The sequence below is a fragment of the Sphingobium sp. IP1 genome, from assembly GCF_002708645.1.
In the GTDB taxonomy this organism is placed as follows: Bacteria; Pseudomonadota; Alphaproteobacteria; order Sphingomonadales; family Sphingomonadaceae; genus Sphingobium; species Sphingobium yanoikuyae.
On sequence record NZ_NOIW01000099.1, the window covers coordinates 1 to 19,219 of the forward strand.

General features: G+C 64.2%; 19 protein-coding genes and 2 pseudogenes. 5 read left to right on the forward strand and 16 right to left on the reverse strand.

Translation table 11 applies throughout. The features are described 5' to 3' along the window. The 4 genes and pseudogenes from CG471_RS31495 to CG471_RS23700 form a co-directional block, all read right to left on the reverse strand. A pseudogene (locus CG471_RS31495) lies at positions 1 to 81 on the reverse strand (fatty acid hydroxylase family protein); the annotation flags it as partial. 169 nt (positions 82 to 250) lie between these two features. Further along, positions 251 to 1,270 carry a hypothetical protein gene (locus CG471_RS23690; RefSeq protein WP_099233980.1) on the reverse strand — a complete coding sequence of 340 codons (1,020 nt, stop codon included), beginning with the start codon at positions 1,268 to 1,270 and terminating at the stop codon, positions 251 to 253. Next, positions 1,263 to 1,916, reverse strand: a complete 654-nt coding sequence (locus tag CG471_RS23695; protein ID WP_143560268.1) for a 3'-5' exoribonuclease domain-containing protein — start codon at positions 1,914 to 1,916, stop codon at positions 1,263 to 1,265. Before CG471_RS23695 ends, CG471_RS23690 begins: the two co-directional genes overlap by 8 nt. Before the next feature lie 680 nt (positions 1,917 to 2,596). Further along, entirely contained in the window at positions 2,597 to 3,487 is an 891-nt protein-coding gene (locus CG471_RS23700) for a prephenate dehydratase (RefSeq protein WP_004211109.1), read from the reverse strand. 172 nt (positions 3,488 to 3,659) lie between these two features. On the opposite strand from CG471_RS23700, the pseudogene CG471_RS23705 reads away from it, so the two are divergent. Then, positions 3,660 to 4,279 (forward strand): annotated as a pseudogene (locus tag CG471_RS23705) (cytochrome c family protein). 40 nt (positions 4,280 to 4,319) lie between these two features. On the opposite strand, the gene CG471_RS23710 reads toward CG471_RS23705, so the two are convergent. Then, on the reverse strand, positions 4,320 to 5,123 hold the full coding sequence (locus CG471_RS23710; protein WP_099233981.1) for a kinase: 804 nt from the start codon (positions 5,121 to 5,123) through the stop codon (positions 4,320 to 4,322). A 2-nt stretch (positions 5,124 to 5,125) separates the two neighbouring features. Then, entirely contained in the window at positions 5,126 to 6,442 is a 1,317-nt protein-coding gene (locus CG471_RS23715; protein WP_010337012.1) for a hemolysin family protein, read from the reverse strand. Positions 6,443 to 6,589: 147 nt separating this feature from the next. Between CG471_RS23715 and CG471_RS23720 the strand changes: the two genes are divergently transcribed. The 4 genes from CG471_RS23720 (at position 6,590) to CG471_RS23735 (ending at position 9,846) form a co-directional block, all read left to right on the forward strand. Next, on the forward strand, positions 6,590 to 7,270 hold the full coding sequence (locus CG471_RS23720; protein ID WP_029547626.1) for an OmpA family protein: 681 nt from the start codon (positions 6,590 to 6,592) through the stop codon (positions 7,268 to 7,270). A 160-nt stretch (positions 7,271 to 7,430) separates the two neighbouring features. Further along, positions 7,431 to 7,769, forward strand: a complete 339-nt coding sequence (gene fdxA / locus CG471_RS23725) for a ferredoxin FdxA (protein ID WP_004211101.1) — start codon at positions 7,431 to 7,433, stop codon at positions 7,767 to 7,769. A 246-nt stretch (positions 7,770 to 8,015) separates the two neighbouring features. Next, positions 8,016 to 8,543 (forward strand): CarD family transcriptional regulator, encoded by a 528-nt coding sequence (locus tag CG471_RS23730; RefSeq protein ID WP_004211100.1) that lies wholly within the window; start codon positions 8,016 to 8,018, stop codon positions 8,541 to 8,543. Between the two features lie 145 nt (positions 8,544 to 8,688). Continuing rightward, positions 8,689 to 9,846 carry a pyridoxal phosphate-dependent aminotransferase gene (locus CG471_RS23735; protein WP_099233982.1) on the forward strand — a complete coding sequence of 386 codons (1,158 nt, stop codon included), beginning with the start codon at positions 8,689 to 8,691 and terminating at the stop codon, positions 9,844 to 9,846. 39 nt (positions 9,847 to 9,885) lie between these two features. Here the strand turns inward: CG471_RS23735 and CG471_RS23740 are convergent, their stop codons facing one another. The 10 genes from CG471_RS23740 to CG471_RS23785 all read right to left on the reverse strand — a co-directional run. Further along, a complete protein-coding gene (locus tag CG471_RS23740) occupies positions 9,886 to 10,128 on the reverse strand; it encodes a hypothetical protein (RefSeq protein WP_099233983.1) in 243 nt (80 codons plus the stop codon). A gap of 81 nt (positions 10,129 to 10,209) precedes the next feature. Next, positions 10,210 to 10,713, reverse strand: coding sequence for an asparaginase domain-containing protein (locus tag CG471_RS23745; RefSeq protein WP_004211094.1), 504 nt, complete (start codon positions 10,711 to 10,713; stop codon positions 10,210 to 10,212). Between the two features lie 62 nt (positions 10,714 to 10,775). Next, positions 10,776 to 11,591, reverse strand: coding sequence for a pyrroline-5-carboxylate reductase (locus tag CG471_RS23750; RefSeq protein WP_099233984.1), 816 nt, complete (start codon positions 11,589 to 11,591; stop codon positions 10,776 to 10,778). A 23-nt stretch (positions 11,592 to 11,614) separates the two neighbouring features. Beyond that, positions 11,615 to 12,121, reverse strand: a complete 507-nt coding sequence (locus CG471_RS23755; protein WP_004211091.1) for a YbjN domain-containing protein — start codon at positions 12,119 to 12,121, stop codon at positions 11,615 to 11,617. A 42-nt stretch (positions 12,122 to 12,163) separates the two neighbouring features. Beyond that, positions 12,164 to 12,475: an accessory factor UbiK family protein gene (locus CG471_RS23760; protein WP_004211090.1), complete on the reverse strand. Its 312-nt coding sequence runs from the start codon at positions 12,473 to 12,475 to the stop codon at positions 12,164 to 12,166. Positions 12,476 to 12,515: 40 nt separating this feature from the next. Next, complete coding sequence (locus CG471_RS23765; protein ID WP_099233989.1) at positions 12,516 to 13,064, reverse strand: TspO/MBR family protein; 549 nt, start codon at positions 13,062 to 13,064, stop codon at positions 12,516 to 12,518. Positions 13,065 to 13,082: 18 nt separating this feature from the next. After that, entirely contained in the window at positions 13,083 to 16,187 is a 3,105-nt protein-coding gene (locus tag CG471_RS23770; protein WP_099233985.1) for an efflux RND transporter permease subunit, read from the reverse strand. A 4-nt stretch (positions 16,188 to 16,191) separates the two neighbouring features. Then, positions 16,192 to 17,256, reverse strand: coding sequence for an efflux RND transporter periplasmic adaptor subunit (locus CG471_RS23775; RefSeq protein WP_180275786.1), 1,065 nt, complete (start codon positions 17,254 to 17,256; stop codon positions 16,192 to 16,194). An 88-nt stretch (positions 17,257 to 17,344) separates the two neighbouring features. Beyond that, positions 17,345 to 18,082 carry a TlyA family RNA methyltransferase gene (locus CG471_RS23780; RefSeq protein WP_099233987.1) on the reverse strand — a complete coding sequence of 246 codons (738 nt, stop codon included), beginning with the start codon at positions 18,080 to 18,082 and terminating at the stop codon, positions 17,345 to 17,347. Continuing rightward, a partial coding sequence (locus CG471_RS23785; protein WP_180275787.1) for a protein-disulfide reductase DsbD occupies positions 18,082 to 19,219 on the reverse strand: 1,138 nt, incomplete at its 5' end. The genes CG471_RS23780 and CG471_RS23785, both read right to left, overlap by 1 nt.

A 19,219-nucleotide genomic window follows, 5' to 3' on the forward strand; every position in this document is an offset into this window, starting at 1 on the left:
AAACCCGCCACTGGCAATCAGATAGCGCACCCCGACGATCAGCGTCATCGCCAGCGCGGACAAGAGGATCGCAGCGACCATGGCGGGGCTATAGCGGTGATTGCGGGGCAGCGGAAGCGGAGGGGTGGGAGGTAAGGAAGGCAAAGCAACTTGCTCGCCGAAACTAACCACTAAATCCTTGCCGATCCCAGCCTGACGCTCCCAAGAACGAGGAGTATGCGTTCGACAAAAGATGCGTACGCCGCCGTTCCTAGATCAAGATAATCCTATACAGACCATCGAGCGGCCCTCCGGACTGCCCAAGGATAGTAAGCGCCTCGGCGAATTTCCGCCCAAAGTCATAAGAATTCACACGCCACACAGGAAAATTCTCGTCAAATTCAGCTTCGATTTCCGTCTTGTTACGATGCGAAAATTCCAAAAAGGCGGAATAATCTTTAAGAACATCGGCCATCAGCGAAGTGAATCGTTCTGCTCCCTGCTCATCCGGGATGACAGCGTCAACTGCTACCCGCTCGAGCCTTTCGGACGGCGTTAGCGCCACCATCGTTTGAACATCTGCTGGCGTTACGGTACCCGAGCAAATGTGCCTTGCAAGCAAGTACATGATGGCGGAATAGCAGGTTATCATCCGCGAATATTTGAGCTTAAGATTCTTGATACGAAATCCCTTGCCGGGCTTCCTACGTTCAAGTTCATAATTCACGGCAAACGTCCGCCACATTCTCAGAATGTCGTTGACCATAAACGCTGGGACGAATTTGTCCTCATTGCCTTCGAAATCACCAAAATAAGCTTGGATGACGTTCTCGAGCAAAGCGTCGTAAGTATTACGACCGAGAAGAGGCCGACTTTCAAGCAATAGCAGCAAGCGGCCCGTGAGCGTGTTGTGATAGTCGTCCTCGCGTTTGCCGAGCTTGCTCGCAAAGTCACCGATACCGTGAACCTCGAGATATTTGCCCGATCCGTCAAACGGCGCAATCCCGCAATCATCGACCGCTTCAACCAGATGGCATTTCAGACGAATCTCATCAATTCCGTTCAGGAGATGCACCCAGATTTTGGCACCGTTCTTCTCTATTTCTTCCGTTTCAGAAACAATAAAGAGATCAAGATCGCTCGAGGAACCTGCCTCCAACCGACCGAATGATCCAGTGGCATAGACGCAGGCCTTTCCTGCAATCAGCGCCTCGGCATCATTAAGCTTGTCTTTAAGATCCTGGAATCGGCGAAACGTCTCAGTACGTACGCGCTTGAGATACTCAGACAAGAGGCGGCTCCTCGGTAAACAATTTGGCAAATATCTCGGCCTGCTCGATCGCGTCATCGAGCGCATGGTGAGTATGCGACAGGCCGGACTGAAAGGCCGCCGGTAGATTTTGGCGACCTGCATCACCAATCGTGCGGCCGAGTCTCAATGCTATTGCAGTCTTGATATCGAAGCATTTGGAATAGCCGAACGGCGACTTCTCCTGCGAAAAGCGCACGAAGTACCAATAGAGCCACGACCAATCAAAACTTAAGGGATAGGCCACGAACACCGGTTCGCTGACACCAGCGATCTCACGGACCCATTGCGCGGCGGCAGTCATCGCCTCGCTCGGTGGCAATCCGCGCCGCGCAAGCGCCGTCCGATCAAGTCCGTTCACGCGCAGCGCGTCTTCTTCGAACTCCTCCGATATCGGCTGAAGCTCTACATAGAAACGATCACTATATTCATTCGGTTTGTAAAATGTGGTACCATCATAGGCACCAGCATAAACGAGAGCAAAGGAAAGCATCGAATAGGGCCCCGGGATCGGGCCGTCGGTCTCGATATCAGCCGAGAAGTACACATCGACGCCACGGCCGAAATTTTTAGGCCTTCCCTGTGATATTTTGGCTTGTTCGCGAATAATATGTTGTCCCAGAACCATTGACTTCCCATCTTTCGTGCCCGAAACAGCTCAGACCGCAAGATCGATCGAAGTGTAGCGCAGCTCCTCGCTGGTATAGCGCGCCAGCCTCGCGAACGCCAAACCGTTCTTGCCCCTCACCGCGCCCCTCTCTCAGCTGCCAGACACGATGGAGCCAGCACCATCATGGAAGACGTTAGAGAAAAGGAACCCGCATCCTATCATTCCGTGGCAAGCTGGCCACGCGAGCACCGGCGCTTGATCGCAAAATCGGCGTCAAACGGAGATCGATCGGCACGTAAAATGAAGGCTGGAATTCAACCGCAAGGGAACGGCGGTATTTCTGCATTGCGTTTCTGTACTCGACTGTCGCCTACGTGACCAAACCCACCCCGCTTTCCTACTCGCGCAATTTCTGCTCCATCCTCCGCGATGGAGCAACCGCGATCCCACCCCTGCGCGCGCACCGATGCGCCGCCACCCCCGCAACCCAACAGGCGCGTCACCGTGACCCTGATGGCGCTTCACCATGACCCGGATGTGATCCAACAGGCGCGGCGGCGGCGCGTTTCAGGCGCGAAAAGGCCGCAAAACGCCGATATCGTCGCGTCACGACACTATGAACTTCGCGCTGTGACCCTGGAGCGACCCAGGAGTGACCCAGGAGTGACCCTAAAACCGCCCGCTGTCGGGCGCACCACTCAGGTGCGGGGGCGGGCCTGGCGGTAGCTGCCCAGCACGCGCACCCATTTGGTGTGGAATTCCAGCTCGGCGAGCGCGCGGTCGACCGCCGGGTCGCCCGGCATCCCTTCGATATCGCAATAGAATTCGGTCGCGGCAAAGCTGGCGCCGCGCTGGTAGCTTTCCAGCTTGGTCATGTTGACGCCATTGGTCGCAAAGCCACCCATCGCCTTGTAGAGCGCGGCCGGGATATTCTTCACCTCGAACAGGAAGGTGGTCATGACCGGGCCGACGCCCGCCGCCGGCGCCTTGGGCTCGCGCGCCAGCACCAGGAAGCGGGTCATATTGTCGTCGCTATCCTCGATATTCTCGGCGATCAGGCGCAGGCCATAGATTTCGGCGGCCAGATAGGGGGCGATCGCCCCCTCGCCCGGCGCCCGCGTCTCCGCCACCAGCGCGGCGGCGCCGGCGGTGTCGGCATAGGCGACCGGCTGGATGCCGCGCTCGCGCAGATAATGGCGGCACTGGCCCAGCGCCTGCGGATGGCTGATCGCGCTCTTCACCGGCACCGTGTCGGGCGCCATCAGACAGTGGCGGATGCGCAGGAAATATTCGTCGACGATGTGCAACCCGGATTCGGGCAGCAGGAAATGCATGTCGGCGACGCGGCCGTGCAGGCTGTTCTCGATCGGAATGATCGCCCGGGCGGCAAGGCCATTGCGCACCGCGTCGATCGCATCCTCGAACGCAAAGCTGGGCAGCGGCACGCAATCGGGGGCGTAGCCAAGCGCGGCTAGGTGCGAATTGGCACCGGGCGCGCCCTGATAGGCGACGGCGCGCGCCGGATCGGCAGCGGCCTTTTGCGACATGTCGGCGACCAGCGCGCGAGCGGGGGCGGGATAATTTTCCATGCGTGCCTGCGCGCTTAGGCAGTTGGGGGATCGCGCGCAAGCATCGGCGGGGCGGCACCGCTCGAAAAGCGCCACGGCGGGTTGCACCCCGGCCTATCCCCCATTATGGCAAGTGCTTAAGTGGGGGAGCGCACGACAGCCTCCATAACAAAGATGCGAGGGAAATCTGCGGATGGGCGATCGATTCAACACCGTTGCAGGGTGGGCGTTGTTTGCAGGCATCATCGCGCTGGGTGGCGCGATCGTCAGTTCCAAATATTTCCACGATGAACGGCCCGAAAAGATGGGCTATGCGATCGAGGGCGTCGAGGTGGAAGGCGAAGGTGGCGGCGACAGCGGCCCCGGCCTCAATACCCTGCTCGCCAGCGCGGATGTCGCGGCCGGCGAGAAGGTGTTCGCGAAATGCGCCGCCTGCCACACCGTCAACCAGGGCGGCGCCAACGGCATCGGCCCCAATCTCTATGCCACCGTCGGCGAAGGCATCGGCCAGGGCAAGGGCGGCTTCGCCTTCTCCGAAGCGCTCAAGAGCAAGGGCGGCGAATGGAGCTTCGACAATCTCGACCATTGGCTGAAAAGCCCGCGTGAATTTGCCCCCGGCACCAAGATGACCTTTGCCGGCCTCTCCAACCCGGCCGATCGCGCCAACCTGATCGCCTGGCTCAACACCCAGGGGTCCAACCTCCCCCTGCCCCCCACGCGCCCCCCGCCGCTGCCGACAATGCCGCCCCGGCCGAAGGCGGCGACAATGAAGCCAACGCGACCGAAGCCCCGGCCGAGAACGCAGCGCAGTAAATTTCAGGAAGGGCGCAGCCGGTGGCGGCGCCCTTTTCGGCTATCGGCTGCGAACCGCCGTCACGCCGCGCCGGGCATCCAGCGCCACGACCAGATCGGCCCGCGCCGGCATCTCGTCCAATATATGCCGGGTCAGCCGCTCATAATGCTGGATGAAGCGGGCAATCTCCGCATCGTTCATCACCGCACTGCCGCCGCCGGCCCGCAACGCCGCCTCCTGCTGCGTCCGCCAGCCCTGCACCACCTCGAACCCCGGCGCCGCCAGCAGCGCCAGCGCATCGATCCGCCCGAACAGCGCCTGATACTCGCCCGCCAGCGCATCGTTGACGAAGCGCCGCCAGCGCCCGTCGCCATCCTCGTCCCGCTCCAGCGCGTTGACCGGGACATCCAGTGCGCCAGCCTCCTGCGCCCGCGCGCCCACACACCAGCCCTCCAGCATCAGCAGCCGCAGCCCCGCCCCGGCCTCCGGCCACGCGCTTTCCGGCAAGCGATCATCCACCGCCTTGTCGAACCGCGGCAAGCGCACCGCCTGCCCCGCCGCCAGCGCGTCCAGCACCCGCAAGCCCAGCGCGACATCATGCGTCCCCGGCACGCCCCGCGTCCGCAGCAGCGGATGCACAGTCCCGGCGAGCACTTCCCGCTCACCCTTCGTCAGATACAGATCATCGATCGACAGGATCGCGCTCGCCACGCCCCGCGCGCCCATGCGCGCCAGCAGCGCCTGCGCCAATGTGCTCTTGCCGCTGCCCTGCGCCCCGCACAGGCCCAGCACGGCCAGCCCATCCTTTTCTTCCAGCAGGCGCAGCGCCAGGCGATCGACCGCATCGAGCGCCGACGCCGCCATGGTCAGAGCTGCGCGACCAGCAGCTTGTCGATCTTGCGCCCGTCCATGTCGACAATCTCGAAGCGCCAGCCCTGATCCTCGGCATAGTCGCCGACTTCCGGCAGGCGCTTGAGCAGCCACAGCACATGGCCCGCGACCGTCGCATAATCGCGGTCCTCGGACAGGTTGATATCGATCTTCTCGGCCAGTTGGTCGATCGGCATCTGCCCCGACACCAGCAGGCTGCCATCCTCGCGCTCGACCAGATCCGGCTCGTCATAGACGTCGCGGTCGGATGCGAAATGGCCGGCGATGGCGGACAGCAGATCGGCCGGGGTCACGATCCCCTCGAAATGCCCATATTCGTCATGCACCATCACCATCGGCACGTCGGACTTGCGCAGCACTTCCAGCGCATCCATCGCGTCGACCTGATCGGGCACGACCTCCGCCTTGCGCAGCAGCGCCTCGATATTCAGCGCCTCGCCCCGGAACAAGGCGGTCATGATGTCCCGCGCCTGGACGATGCCGATAATGTCCTCCACCGATCCACGCCCCACCGGCAGGCGGGTATGCGGCGTTTCCAGCAGGCGCAGGCGAATCGTATCCTCGTCGGCGTTGATGTCGATCCAGTCGACATCCATGCGCTGGGTCATCACCTCGCGCACCGGCCGGTCGGCCAGCCGCACCACGCCGGAGATGATCGCCCGCTCGCTTTCCTCGATGATGCCCGACCGGCTCGCCTCGGCGACGATCAGGTGCAGTTCCTCGACGGTGACATGATGTTCGGATTCGCGGTCCAGCCCCAGCAGCTTGAAGATCAGGCCGCTCGACTTGTCGAGCACCCACACCACCGGCGCGGTGAGCTTGGCCAGATACAGCATCGGCGTCGCCACCAGCACGGCGATCGGCTCGGGCTGACGCAGCGCGAACTGCTTGGGCACCAGTTCGCCGATGATCAGCGAAGCATAGGTGGTGAGGCCGATGACCAGCGCAAAGCCCAGATTTTCCGCCATATTGGGCGACAGGCCCAGCGCCGCCAGCCGCTCGCCGGTCGGCCCGCCCAGGCTGGCGCCCGAATAGGCGCCCGAAATGATGCCGATCAGGGTGATGCCGATCTGGACGGTCGACAGGAACTTGCCGGGGTCCGCCGCCAGCTGCAACGCCGACCTGGCGCCGCGCTTGCCCGCCTTCTCCATCGCCTGCAGCCGTGGCTTGCGCGCGGACACGATGGCCAGCTCCGACATCGCGAAGACGCCGTTCAGCGCGACCAGCGCCAGGATGATGATGAGGTCTACCCAGGGGAAGGGCGTCGGAGCGGGAGGGGGGATCGTGGCCATGGTGGTCCCCCCCCCTATAACCTTTATTCTTTCGTTTTCACAACCATCCCATCATCGCCCGTTCAGTTCACTTGTGGAACAATCCATCGCCTGGGTTATTAGGGAGGCATCCATCCACGCGGATGCCAAAGACAAGGGAATAGAAAAATGAGGATTTCGCACCGGATCATGATGGCGGCCGGCCTGGCCGCGATGCTGACCACCACCGCCTGCACCACCGACCCGGAAACCGGGCAGAAGCGCATGTCGAAGGCAGCGATTGGCGGCATCGGCGGCGCGCTCGGCGGCTATCTGCTGGGCGATCTGGTCGGCGGCCGACATGACCGCACCGAAAAGATCCTGGGCGCCGGCATCGGCGCGATCGCGGGCGCCGGTATCGGCTCCTATATGGACGAACAGGAACGCAAGCTGCGCCAGCAGACCGCCGGCAGCGGTGTCGACGTGATCCGCCAGGGCGACGACCTGCTGCTGCGCATGCCCTCGGGCATCACCTTCGCGTTCAACGACGCCAGCGTCCAGCCACAGTTCCGCCCCACGCTGGACGAGGTATCCTCGATCCTGTCGCAATATCCCAAGACCTATATCGACGTATATGGTCACACCGACAGCGACGGGTCGGACGCCTATAACCAGACGCTGTCGGAACGCCGCGCCCAGTCGGTCGCCGGTTACCTGACCAGCCATGGCGTCCAGTCGGCCCGCATCGCCACGCGCGGCTTTGGCGAAACCCAGCCGATCGCGTCGAACGCGACCGAGGAAGGCAAGGCCGCCAACCGCCGCGTCGAAATCAAGATCTCGCCCGTCACCGAATCCGACGTGCGCAGCTGACGATGACTCGGGCCGCTCGAACGGGCGGCCCGACCGACCATCTGCACTGCCGACAGCACAAAACCGCCCCTACGCCCCCGTCAACATTATCCTCATTGACCTTCGCGCGCGCCGGGCATAGCAGGGCCGCCGCTGTCGCAACCCAAAGAGTGCCCTGACAATGACCTATGTCGTGACCGACAACTGCATCCGCTGCAAATATATGGATTGCGTCGAGGTCTGCCCCGTGGACTGTTTCTACGAGGGCGAAAACATGCTGGTCATCAATCCCAATGAGTGCATCGACTGCGGCGTGTGCGAACCGGAATGCCCGGCCGAGGCGATCCTGCCCGATACCGAGAACGGCCTCGAAAAGTGGCTGGAACTCAACACCAAATATTCGGCCGAATGGCCCAACATCACGGTCAAGGGCGAGGCCCCGGCTGATGCCGACGCGATGAGCGGCGTAGAGAACAAGCTGGAACAGTTCTTCTCGCCCGAACCCGGCGAGGGCAGCTGATCGATATTATCCTGCGCCATCAAGGCGCAGCGTCCCATTTTGTGCCGCACCCCCAGACTTTGTGTCCGGGGGTGGCAATTTTGTTACGAATCTGCTAAATAGCGCCCAGCGGACGAACATGGTCGCGTTCGTCCTGGAGTATTCGCATCATGTCTTGACGGTGACGCCGCGGACTTTCCCCGACTCGTGCCCCTGCTGCACCTGCCCCGCGACGGCCCGTTCCCCGGTTGAATAGAAAGGTTTCAAATGGCTGCCAAGGCGCTGTCCTTTGACGTTGGTGATTATGTCGTTTACCCCAAGCACGGCGTGGGCCGTGTGATCGAACTCCAAAAGGAGCAGATCGCGGGCATGGAACTGGAGCTGTATGTGCTCCGTTTCGAAAAGGAGCGCATGACGCTGCGCGTTCCCACCAACAAGGCTGAAGGCGTCGGCATGCGCAAGTTGTCCTCCAACAAGACGCTGGAGGAATCGATGGAAACCCTGAAGGGCAAGCCCAAGGTCAAGCGCACCATGTGGTCGCGCCGCGCCCAGGAATATGAAGCGAAGATCAATTCGGGCGACCTGGTGTCGATCGCCGAAGTGACCCGCGACCTGTTCCGTGCCGACGACCAGCCCGAACAGAGCTATTCCGAACGCCAGATCTTCGAAGCCGCTTCCAGCCGCCTCGCCCGCGAACTGGCCGCAATGGAAGAGACCGACGAGCCCACCGCGCTGCAGAAGATCCTGCGCATCCTCAATGAGGCCGCGCCGAAATATGCCAAGGTCGAAGGCTGATCCCTTCACCCGAACAGGCTGAAACATGACGAAGGGCGCCCTCCCAGAGGGCGCCCTTCTTCGTTACGGCAGGGCCATTGCGGGAATCCTGCCCTCGTCCGTTGACTCCCCCGAACCGTTCTTCAGGACGCATAGGGGAATAGCCATGAACGACCAGAATGACGCGCAGCAGGATCTGATCCAGCGCGGCTATTCGCGCCGCGACGCCGCCCGCATATTGGGCGTGCTGGGCGCGGGCGTGGCGGTCGCCACCGCCGGCACCCCGGTTTGGGCACAGCGCAATGACGGCCCGGAAGAAGGCAATTTCCCCAAGGTGCGGATCGGCTCCAACGAATGCTGGACCGGCCCCTTCCCCGTCGCCCAGGCCGCCGCGGCGAAGATCGTCTCCCATGCCAATTTCTATCACCCCGGCACCGAAGTCACCGACTTCAAGAAGACGCTCGCGACCATCGAGGGCGTGCCGGTCGACCATGTCCTGCCCTGGCCGGGGTCCAGCGATCCGCTCTCGCGCATCGTCGTCGCCTTCTGCTCGCCGCAAAAGGGGCTGGTGACCGCCGATGTCAGCTATGAACAGCCCTGGGGCACGGCGGAATGGGCCGGCGCCAAGGTGACGAAGGTGCCACTGACGCCCGATTATCGTCATGACGTGAAGGCGATGCTGGCCGCCAATCCGGACGCCGGCCTCTATTATATCTGCTCGCCCAACAACCCCACCGGCACGCTGACGCCGATCGCCGACATCGAATGGCTGGTCGCCAACAAGCCGGCCGGATCGATCGTTCTGGTGGACGAAGCCTATCTCCATTTCTCGCACGGCCAGTCTGCCGCGCCGCTGGTCGCGCAGGGCAAGGACATGATCGTGCTGCGCACCTTCTCCAAGCTGTTCGGCATGGCCGGCATGCGGCTGGGCGCCACCATCACGCGACCGGACCTGCATGCCAGGATGATGCGCTATGATGGCAAGCGCATGTCGACCAACCTGCCCCTGCCCTCGGTCGTGTGCGGCACGGTGGCGCTGACGCAGAAGGCGCTGATCGAGCAGCGCCGGGCCGAGATGATCGCCGCGCGCGACTTCACCTTCGCCCATCTCACCAAGCTCGGGGTCAAGTTCATCCCGTCGGATGCCAACATGTTCATGGTCGACTGGGGCAAGCCGGCGGCCGGCGTGCAGGCCCAGTTCCTGGCGGCGGGTGTCGGCATCGGCCGCAACTGGGCGCCCTGGCCCACCATGTCGCGCGTCACCGTCGGCTCCATGGCCGACATGCAGGCCTTCTGCGCCGCGCTCGACAAGATCATGGTCTGAAAAAAGGGCCGGCTCCGCCGTGGAAGCCGGCCCCTTGGATCAATTGCCCTTCACGCTGTCGGCGGCATCCTTGGCGGCGTCGCCGACATCGCTCGCCGCCTGACCGACCTGGCTCGCCGCGCTCGACACGGCATCATCCTTGCGGGTCTGGCTGCTGATCAGGAAGAAGGCGGCAACCGCCACCACCACGACCAGCAACAGGATCGCGATGGTCGTGCCGCCGCCGCTGCGCTTTTCGATGATGGTCGTCGTGGGCGCCGGGCGTTCCTGATAATCTGCCATAAAGTCTCTCCTCTTTGTCACCCCGTGGGGGCAACAATGCCGGAGAGTGGGCAAAGGTTTCAGCCGCCCCGCTGGCCCGCCTTACTCGCCGGTCGGGACGAAGGCGCCCTTGGCGCGGTCCTTGACCACCTTGTCGGCGCGGAACACCGATCCGCTCATGGTGATGTAGACGCCCGGTTCGGCGACCTGCGCGGTGGCGAAAGCCATGCCAAGGTTGAAGCTCGCGTCGCTCTCGCCAAAGCGCGCCGGCGCCAGCGCACCGACCAGCACGACGGTCTTGCCGGGAATGTCCTGCAGCAGCTTGGCCGTCTCGGTCATGGTGTCGGTGCCATGGGTGATGACGATATGCTTCTCGCGCGCGGCGGCGACGCGGGCGGCGATCAGCGCACGATCGGTGTCGTCCAGCTCCAGACTGTCCTTGCGGGTAATTTCCTCGATCCGGAACGGCCGCTTGACCCGTGCCACCTGCAACAGCTTGGCCATCACCGTCTCGCCGACCTGATAGTCGGACAGGGCGTCGAAATAGACCTTGTCGATCGTGCCACCGGTGGTGAGCAGCAGGATGGGGGTTTCGGGGGACAGCATGAACGGACTCCGTATATCGATCGCGCCCCCTTAACGGATAATGGCGCGGACCGGAACCGTCCCTATTCGCCCCGCGCCATCGCCGCACCCCGGTCGCGCGCCGCGACCAGCGTGTCGGTCAGAAGGTCGAGCAGGCGATTGTCGGCGTCCAGCACATTGAGGCCCTGGCGCGTCATGCCACCGGGGCTGGCGACCTGGTCCGCCAGGGTCGCCGGGCTGACGCTGGCGCGCGCCGCCATGTTCGCCGATCCCTGCACCGTGGCCAGCGCCATGCGCGCGGCCTGATCGGCGGGAATGCCCACAGCCTCGCCGGCGCGCGACAGCGCATCGATGAAGCGGAACAGGAAGGCCGGGCCACAGCCCGACAGGGCCGTCACCTGATTGAACAGGGCTTCGTCCCCCATCCATTCGGCCAGGCCCAGCGGCGCGATCAACGCAGCAATGTCGGCCTTGGCCGCCGCATCCGTGGCCGCATCGGTGTAGAGCGCGACCACGCCCTCGCCCAACCCGACCGGCAGGTTGGGCATGGCGCAGACGACATCGCGCGGCGCCGGGAAATGCCGGCGCAGGTCTGCAATCGGTGTTCCCGCCAGGATCGAAACCAGCCGCGTCTCCGCCGTCAGCAGCGGCGCAAGACCAGCGGCGACATCGGCAATCTGATAAGGCTTCATCCCCAACAGCACGGTGGTGCCGGCCGGCAGCGCGTCGGGATAGGCGGTGACGACGGTCACGCCCTGCGCCACCGGCTTGCCGCTGGGCCGCAGCACAGTGACGCGGGCGGGATCCAGCCCGCACGCCAGCCAGCGAGTCAGCATCTGCCCGGCCATGTTGCCGCAGCCGACAAGGAAAAGATGTTCGGGCCAGCAGGCAATGGTCATGGTCAGGCTTTCAGGCAGATATGTCAGGCTTCGCCGCGGGTTTCGATCAGGCTCGCGCTGATCGCCTCGCTCGGGCTCTTGCCACCCCACAGGACGAACTGGAACACCGGATAGAAACGCTCGCACTCGTCGATCGCGGTCTCGATCAGCACCTGCGCCTGGTCCAGCGTCAGCGTGCCGCCCTGCCCCAGCAAGGCGCCATGGCGGAACAGGATGATGCCGCTCGACGACCATAGCTCGAAATGGCCGAGCCAGAGCTGTTCGTTGATCAGGCCCAGCGTCTCGTAGATGACGGCGCGCTTGTCGTCATTGACGCGGATGTCGGGCAGCGCGAGAAGCTGCAGCACCTGATCCTCGTCACGCCAGATGCCGCGCAGCTCATATTGCGCCCACGACCCCTGGGTGCTCGCGACGATCTCGTCCTCGCCGACCTGCTCATAGCTCCAGCCATGCGCCTCGTAAAAGGCCGCCAGCATGTCGATCGGCGCGGCCTCATGGCCGCCATTCTCAAATTCGTCGCTATCCATCATCGGCGCGCCTTTATCACCGCAAGCGGCGAAAGGACAGGGCGCTTACTCGGCGCCCGCATCCTTATCCACAGCTTTCGTCTTGGCGGCGCGCACGGTCTTGGTGACCGGCTCGGGCGCCTTGCCTTCCAGCGCGTCGAGGCGGGCCTTGAGCAGTTCGACTTCCTCGCGCGCGGCGGCCGCCATCGCCTTGACCGCGTCAAATTCCTCACGGCTGACGAAGTCGACGCCGCCGATCCATTCCTTGGCGCGTTCGCGCGCATTGGATTCGAACTCGCGGGTCATGCCCGCGACCGTGCCGGCAGCGCCGTTCACCAGCTTGGCCAGGTCGTCGAAAAAGCGGTTCTCGCTCTGCATGATCGTCTATCCTCGTATCAGGCGCGTGGATGCGCCGAAATCATATCTGGGTCTGGAGTGCCGGCGCGACAAGCCTGTGCGCATCCGGGTTCAGGCGGCCGACCTCATAGTTGAGGTAGGAGGCAAAGACCAGCCAGACCAGATAGGGCAACATCAACGCACCGGCAAAGGGACGTATCCGCCAGAACAGGGCAGTGGTGAGCGCCACCAGCAGCGCCAGCACCAGGATCAGGCCCAGCGCCGCCCCCACCTGATGCGCGCGAAAGAAGAGCGGCGACCAGGCAAGGTTGAGCGCCAGCTGCATCAGGAACAGCACGACAGCCGCCCCCCGCCCCCTGGCCCCGCGCGCATGCAGCACGATCGCGAAGGCCAGCGCCATCAGCACATAGAGGATCGTCCAGGCGACGGCGAAGGCCCAGCCCGGCGGCATCAGCGCCGGCAGGTTGAGCGAGGCGAACCAGCGATTGCCGAAACCGCTATTGGCGAGCCTGCCCGACAGGAAGCCGAGAAAGACGATCGCGGGCACCGTGACCAACGCCCAGCGCAGATAGGCAAGACGCAACTGACCCTGGGACGCGATCTCGTTCATCGGCAACGCAGCTCCAAGCTATTCGGCGGGTTCGGGCGAATCCTTGAGCGCCGAATCCAGTTTGCGACCAACGGTTTGCGGAGAAACCGTGCGCTTGGCAACGCGCGAATAGAAAATGGGAATGAGGAACAGGGTGATGAGCGTCGCCAGGCTGACACCGAACACGATCACCACGCCGATCGAATGGCGCGCCGCCGCACCGGCCCCGCCGCGCAGCACCAGTGGCACGGCGCCGATGACGGTCGCGATCGACGTCATCAGGATCGGGCGCAGACGCCGCTTGGCCGCCTCGCGGATCGCCTCGGCAATCTCCATCCCTTCGTCGCGCAACTGGTTGGCGAACTCGACGATCAGGATGCCGTTCTTGGCGGCCAGGCCCACCAGCATGACGATGCCGATCTGGCTGTAGAGGTTGATCGACCCGCCGGTGATCGCCAGGCCCAGCGCACCGCCCGCCACCGCCAACGGCACCGTCGCGATAATGACGCCGGGGTGGATGAAGCTTTCGAACTGCGCCGCGAGCAGCAGATAGACGATCAGGATGGTGAGGCCGAAGACGATCCAGATCGACCCGCCGGTCTCCCGCAGCGACTGGCTTTCGCCGCGATAGCCGATCGCCAGCACCTCGGGCGACTGACGCGCCTGATCCTCCAGGAAGGCCAGCCCCTGCCCCAGCGACGTCCCCGGCGCCAGCGCGGCGGTCAGGGTGATGGCACGCAGCTTGTTGTAACGGTTGAGCTGACGCGGCCCGGCCACTTCGCGCACGGTCACGACCGCCGACAAGGGCACTAGTACGCCGCTGCGGCTGCGCACCTGGATACGTTCCAGATCGGCCAGCGTCTGGCGCCCGTCCCGCTCTGCCTGCACCAGCACGCGATATTCCTCGCCGCGGTCGACATAGGTGGTGACGCGGCGCGAACCGAGCAGGCTTTGCAGCGCCTGGCTGACATCGTTCACCGACACGCCCAGGTCGCCGGCGCGCTGCAGATCGGTTTCGATCCGCATCTGCGGCTTGGTTTCCTTGTAATCGCTGTCGAGGTTGATGAGGCCCGGATAGCTCGCCGCCGCCAGCATGATGCGGTCGCGCGCCGCCACCAGCCCCTCATAGGTGGAACCGGCCAGCACGATATTGACCGGCAGGCCGCGACCACGGCCCAGGCCCGATCGCGGCGCCGCATTGCCGCGCACGCCGGGCTGGTCGGCGATCACCTTGTTGATGATGGTCGCGACTTCCGCCGTGGTGATGGTGCGGTCTTCCCATGGCCGCAGGAAGGCGATGACATTGCCGTTGTTGTAATCGTCGGTGGTGCCGAAACCGCCGGGGGTGCGGATCACCAGATTTTGCAGCGTGCCGTCCTTGCGCAGGAAGGCGAGATCATTCTCGATCTTCTGCATATAGGCCATCATCCGGTCGAAGCCGGTGCCTTCGGGCGCGTTGATATTGGCCTCGACCACGCCGGTATCCTCGGCCGGGGCCAGTTCGGCCGGCAGGCGGGTGAAGAGGAAGAAGGCGACACCCAGGAAGATCGCGACGCCGAGCAGCGGCATCAGCGGCTTCTTCAAGGTCCAGTCGAGCCAGCGGCCATAGCCATGTTCGATCCGCTGGAAGCGATCATCGACCCAGCGCGCCAGCCGGCCGCGCTCGGCATTCTTCAGCAGCTTGGAGCAGAGCATCGGCGCGAGGCTCAAGGAGATGAAGCCGGAGAAGCCGATCGCCGCGATCATCGCGATGGCGAGTTCGCGGAACAAGAGGCCGGTCTGGCCGGCCAGGAACATGACCGGCACGAACACGGCGCAAACGACCAATGTGGTCGAGATGATGGCAAAGCCCACCTGCCGCGTGCCGAGATAGGCGGCGACCAGCGGATCTTCGCCCTGTTCGACGCGGTGATAGACATTTTCCAGCACGACGATCGCGTCATCGACCACCAGGCCGATGGCGAGGACGAAGGCGAGCAGGGTCAGCAGGTTGATCGACAGCCCGAGCAGCCACATCACCGCGCAGGTGGCGAGCAGACAGATCGGCACCGTGACGGCCGGCACGATCGTCGCGCGCACCGATCCCAGGAACAGGAAGATGACGAGGATGACGAGCAGCGCCGCCTCGACCAGCGTGTCGTAGACGTTATCGATGGCGCGTTCGATGAACAGGGATTCGTCGGTGCCGATCGCCACCTTCATGCCCTTGGGCAGGGTCGGCTCCAACTCCTTGATCAGCGCCTTGGCCTTCTGCGCCACTTCCAGCGTGTTGGCGCCCGACTGGCGGATGATGCCGATGCCGATCGCCGTGCCCTGGTTGGAACGGAAGCTGCTATAGGGGTTTTCGGCCCCTTCCTCGATCCGGGCGACATCGCCCAGCTTCACCTGATAGCCATCCTCGCCCCGGCCCACGACCAGTTGCGCGAACTGGTCCGGCGTGGCGAAGGGCCGCTCGACGCGCAGCGTCTGGTTCTGGTCCTTCGATTCAAAGCGACCGGCGGGCAGTTCGACATTCTGCGTGCGCAGTGCCGCTTCGACATCGGCCGGGGTCAGGCCGAATGCGGCCAGCTTTTCCGCATTGAACCAGATGCGGGTCGACGGCCGCGCCTCGCCGCCGATGGTGACGCGGGCGACGCCATCGATCGCGGCGAAGCGGTCGGCAATGTTGCGGTCAAGATAGTCGCTGATCTGGATCGGCGACCAGCCGGGGCGCGAGAAGGCCAGGAACAGGATCGATCGCGCGTCGGAATCGACCTTGCGGATCTCGGGCGCCAGCGCATCCTCGGGCAGATCTTCGGTCACCGACCCGACACGGTCGCGCACGTCATTGGCGGCGCTGTCGATGTCGCGCGAGGGATCGAACTCGATATTGATGTTGGACGTGCCGTCCTGCGAGGTCGAGGTGATGGTCTGGATGCCCTGCACGCCCGCGACCGCATCCTCGATCTGCTGGGTGATGCGGGTTTCCACCACCGACGCGGCGGCGCCGGTATAGGTCGTCTCGACCGAGACGATCGGCGGATCGGTATCGGGATATTCGCGGACCGACAGGCTGAAATAGCCGACCAGGCCGACGATGCACATCAGCACCGCGACCACCGCCGAAAAGACCGGCCGGCGGACCGAGAGATCGGAAAGCTGCATCGGTTTAGCCGGCGGCCTTGGCGGACTTGCCGCCCTTGTCGTCATCACCCTTCTTGTCGCCGGCCAGGCGCACCGGTGCGCCATCGGTCAGCTTCACCACGCCCTCGGTCACGATCTGCTGGCCGGCCTTCAAGCCGCCCAATATCTCGACCAGGCCGTTCTGGCGGATGCCGGTTTCGACCTTGGTCCGCTTGGCGGTGCGACCGTCCAGCACGAAGACGAAACGCTCGTCGCCATCGCCGATCACCGCCAGTTCGGGCACGCCGAGCGACTGGCGCTCGCGCGAGAAGACGCTGACGGTCAGCAGCATGCCGGGCTTCAGCGCCTTGTCGGGATTGGGCATGATCGCGCGGACGCGCACGGCGCGGGTGGCGGGATCGATCACGGGATCGATCGTTGCGATCGTGCCATTGAACGGCCGGTCGGGCCAGGCGGCGGACACCGCCTTGATCGGCATGCCTTCGCGGATCATCGACAGCCGCGTCTCGGGCACGGTGAAGTCCAGCTTGATCCGCGAAATGTCGCTGACCGTGGCGATCGCGGTGCCGGCGGTGATGACCGCGCCGGGCGATACGGTGCGCAGCGACACCCAGCCGCTGAACGGCGCGCGGATGGTGCGGTCGCCGATGCCGGCACGGGCGAGGTCGGCGTTGGCGCGCGCGCTGCTGGCGAGCGCAATCTGCTGCTCGACCGTGGCGCCGGTGGCAAAGCCGCGCGACTTGAGCGCCTGGATGCGCTTCAACTGCTGGTCGGCCTGCAGCGCGGTCGCTTCGGCGGCGGCCAGCTCGGCCTTTTCCTGCCCCACGGCCATGCGGGCGATCACCTGCCCCTTGGACACGAAGCCGCCATCAGCGAAGTTCAGCACATCGATCCGCTCGGTCACCGGCGCGGACAATATCACCTGCTCATTGGCGAGCGCGGTGCCGACCGCCTCGACATTGTCGGTGAAGCGGGTGGGCGCAATCGCCACCGCCTCCACCAGAGCCGGCGGGCGAGCTTTCTTTTCCTTCTCCCCGCCGCAACCGGCAAGACAAAGGGCAACGAGAATGACAGGCAGGGTCGAGCGCATGACGAGGGGCTAACGGGCCTTTGTGACGGACACAACCGCATGGAATGTGTCAAAATGTATCGCAGGGCGGGTAACGAAGCTGGCGCGATTATCCGCCAAGCCGCGCGTGAATCAGAAATTCGACATTTCCCTGTGGCCCGGTGATCGGACTGGTCGTGATTCCAAGCACTTCCCAGCCCTTCTCACGTACCCAGGCAGCGACCTCGTCGCAGACGCGCTGGTGAATGGCGGGATCGCGCACCACCCCGCCCTTGCCCACTTCCTCTCGCCCAGCCTCGAACTGCGGCTTGATGAGGGCGACCAGTTGCGCGCCGGGCCGGGCGAAGGTGACCGGCTTTTCCAGCACCTTGGCCAGGCTGATGAAGCTGGCGTCGCACACGATGATGTCGACCGGCTCGGTTATGTGGGCGTCGGTCAGGATGCGGGCGCTGGTCTGTTCATGGACGATGACGCGATCGTCGGAGCGCAGCTTCCAGGCAAGCTGGTTGGTGCCGCTGTCGACGGCATAGACCTTTGCCGCGCCCTTGGTCAGCAGCACGTCGGTAAAGCCGCCGGTCGAGCTGCCGACGTCGATCGCGACGAAACCGGTGACGTCGATGCCATATTCGTCGATCGCATGGGCCAGCTTGATGCCGCCGCGCGAGACCCAGGGATGGTCGCGCCCGCGCACGTCCAGTTCGGCGTCAGCCGCCACCTGCTGCCCCGCCTTCTCTACCTTCTTTTCGCCCAGATAGACGAGGCCGGCGAGAATCAGCGCCTGCGCCCGCGCGCGGCTTTCGGCGAGGCCATTGTCGACGAGCAACTGATCGGCACGAATCTTGGCCATCAGCGCACCAGTCCGGTGAGTGTCGACGGGGTCAGTAGCTGCGGCAATGTCTGGGCCTCCTTGCCTGGTGCGTACCAAAGGTAGAGCGGCACGCCCGAACGGCCCTGCGCTTCGAGGAAGCGGGTAATCGCCGGATCGGCATTGGTCCAGTCGCCCATCATGACAGTGACGCCCGCCTTCTCGAATGCCGCACGCACCTCCGCCCGCTCGATCGCGGCGGCCTCATTGGCCTTGCAGGTCAGGCACCAGTCGGCGGTGAAATAGAGAAAGACCGGCTTGTTCGCGGCGCGCAGCCCGTCGAGTTTCTCCGCGTCGAAGGCGACGACATTGCCTTCATCCTGATGTTGGAGGCGAGGGTCGGCATAGGGCACCGAGGCTATGGCAACAACGCAGATCAGGGCAGCGCCAACCAGCCATGTCATGCCGCCCTTTTTTCCGGATCGCTGCCTTTCGCCATAGAATGCCAACGCACCGCCGAACACCAGCACGGCGAAGAAACCAATGCTCAAGCCCTCCAAGCCCCGCTGCCGCCACAACAGCCAAGCAAGGCCCAAGGCTGTCAGGAACATCGGGATCGACAGGATACGCTGCAAGCGGCCCATCCACGCACCAGGACGTGGCAGGCGATTGCGCAAAGCCGGCAGATAAGCGAGCAACAGGAAGGGCAGCGCCAGACCAAGGCCAAGGCCGGCAAAAATCGCCAGTGCCGCGCCCAGGGGCAGCACCAGCGCCGTGCCCATCGCCGCGCCCATGAACGGCCCGGTGCAGGGCGTCGCAACGAAGGCGACCAGCGCGCCGGTCCAGAAGGCACCGGCCGCGCCTTGCTGGCGGGTCAATCGATCGCCACCACCAAAAGCGGGCAGGTCGAACAGACCGGCAAGATTGAGCGCTATGGCCGTCACGAGCAGAAGCAACAGGATGATAATCTCGGGCCGTTGCAACTGGAACGCCCAGCCCAGCGCCGCGCCACCAGCACGAAGTCCGAGCAAAAGACCGCCCAAAGCCAGACAGGCGACGATCACGCCAAGGGTGTAAGCCAGCGCCTCGCGACGCGCCGCCCGCTCGTCGCCACCCGCCTTGGCCAGGCTCAGTGCCTTCAACCCCAGGATCGGGAAGACGCAGGGCATGACATTGAGC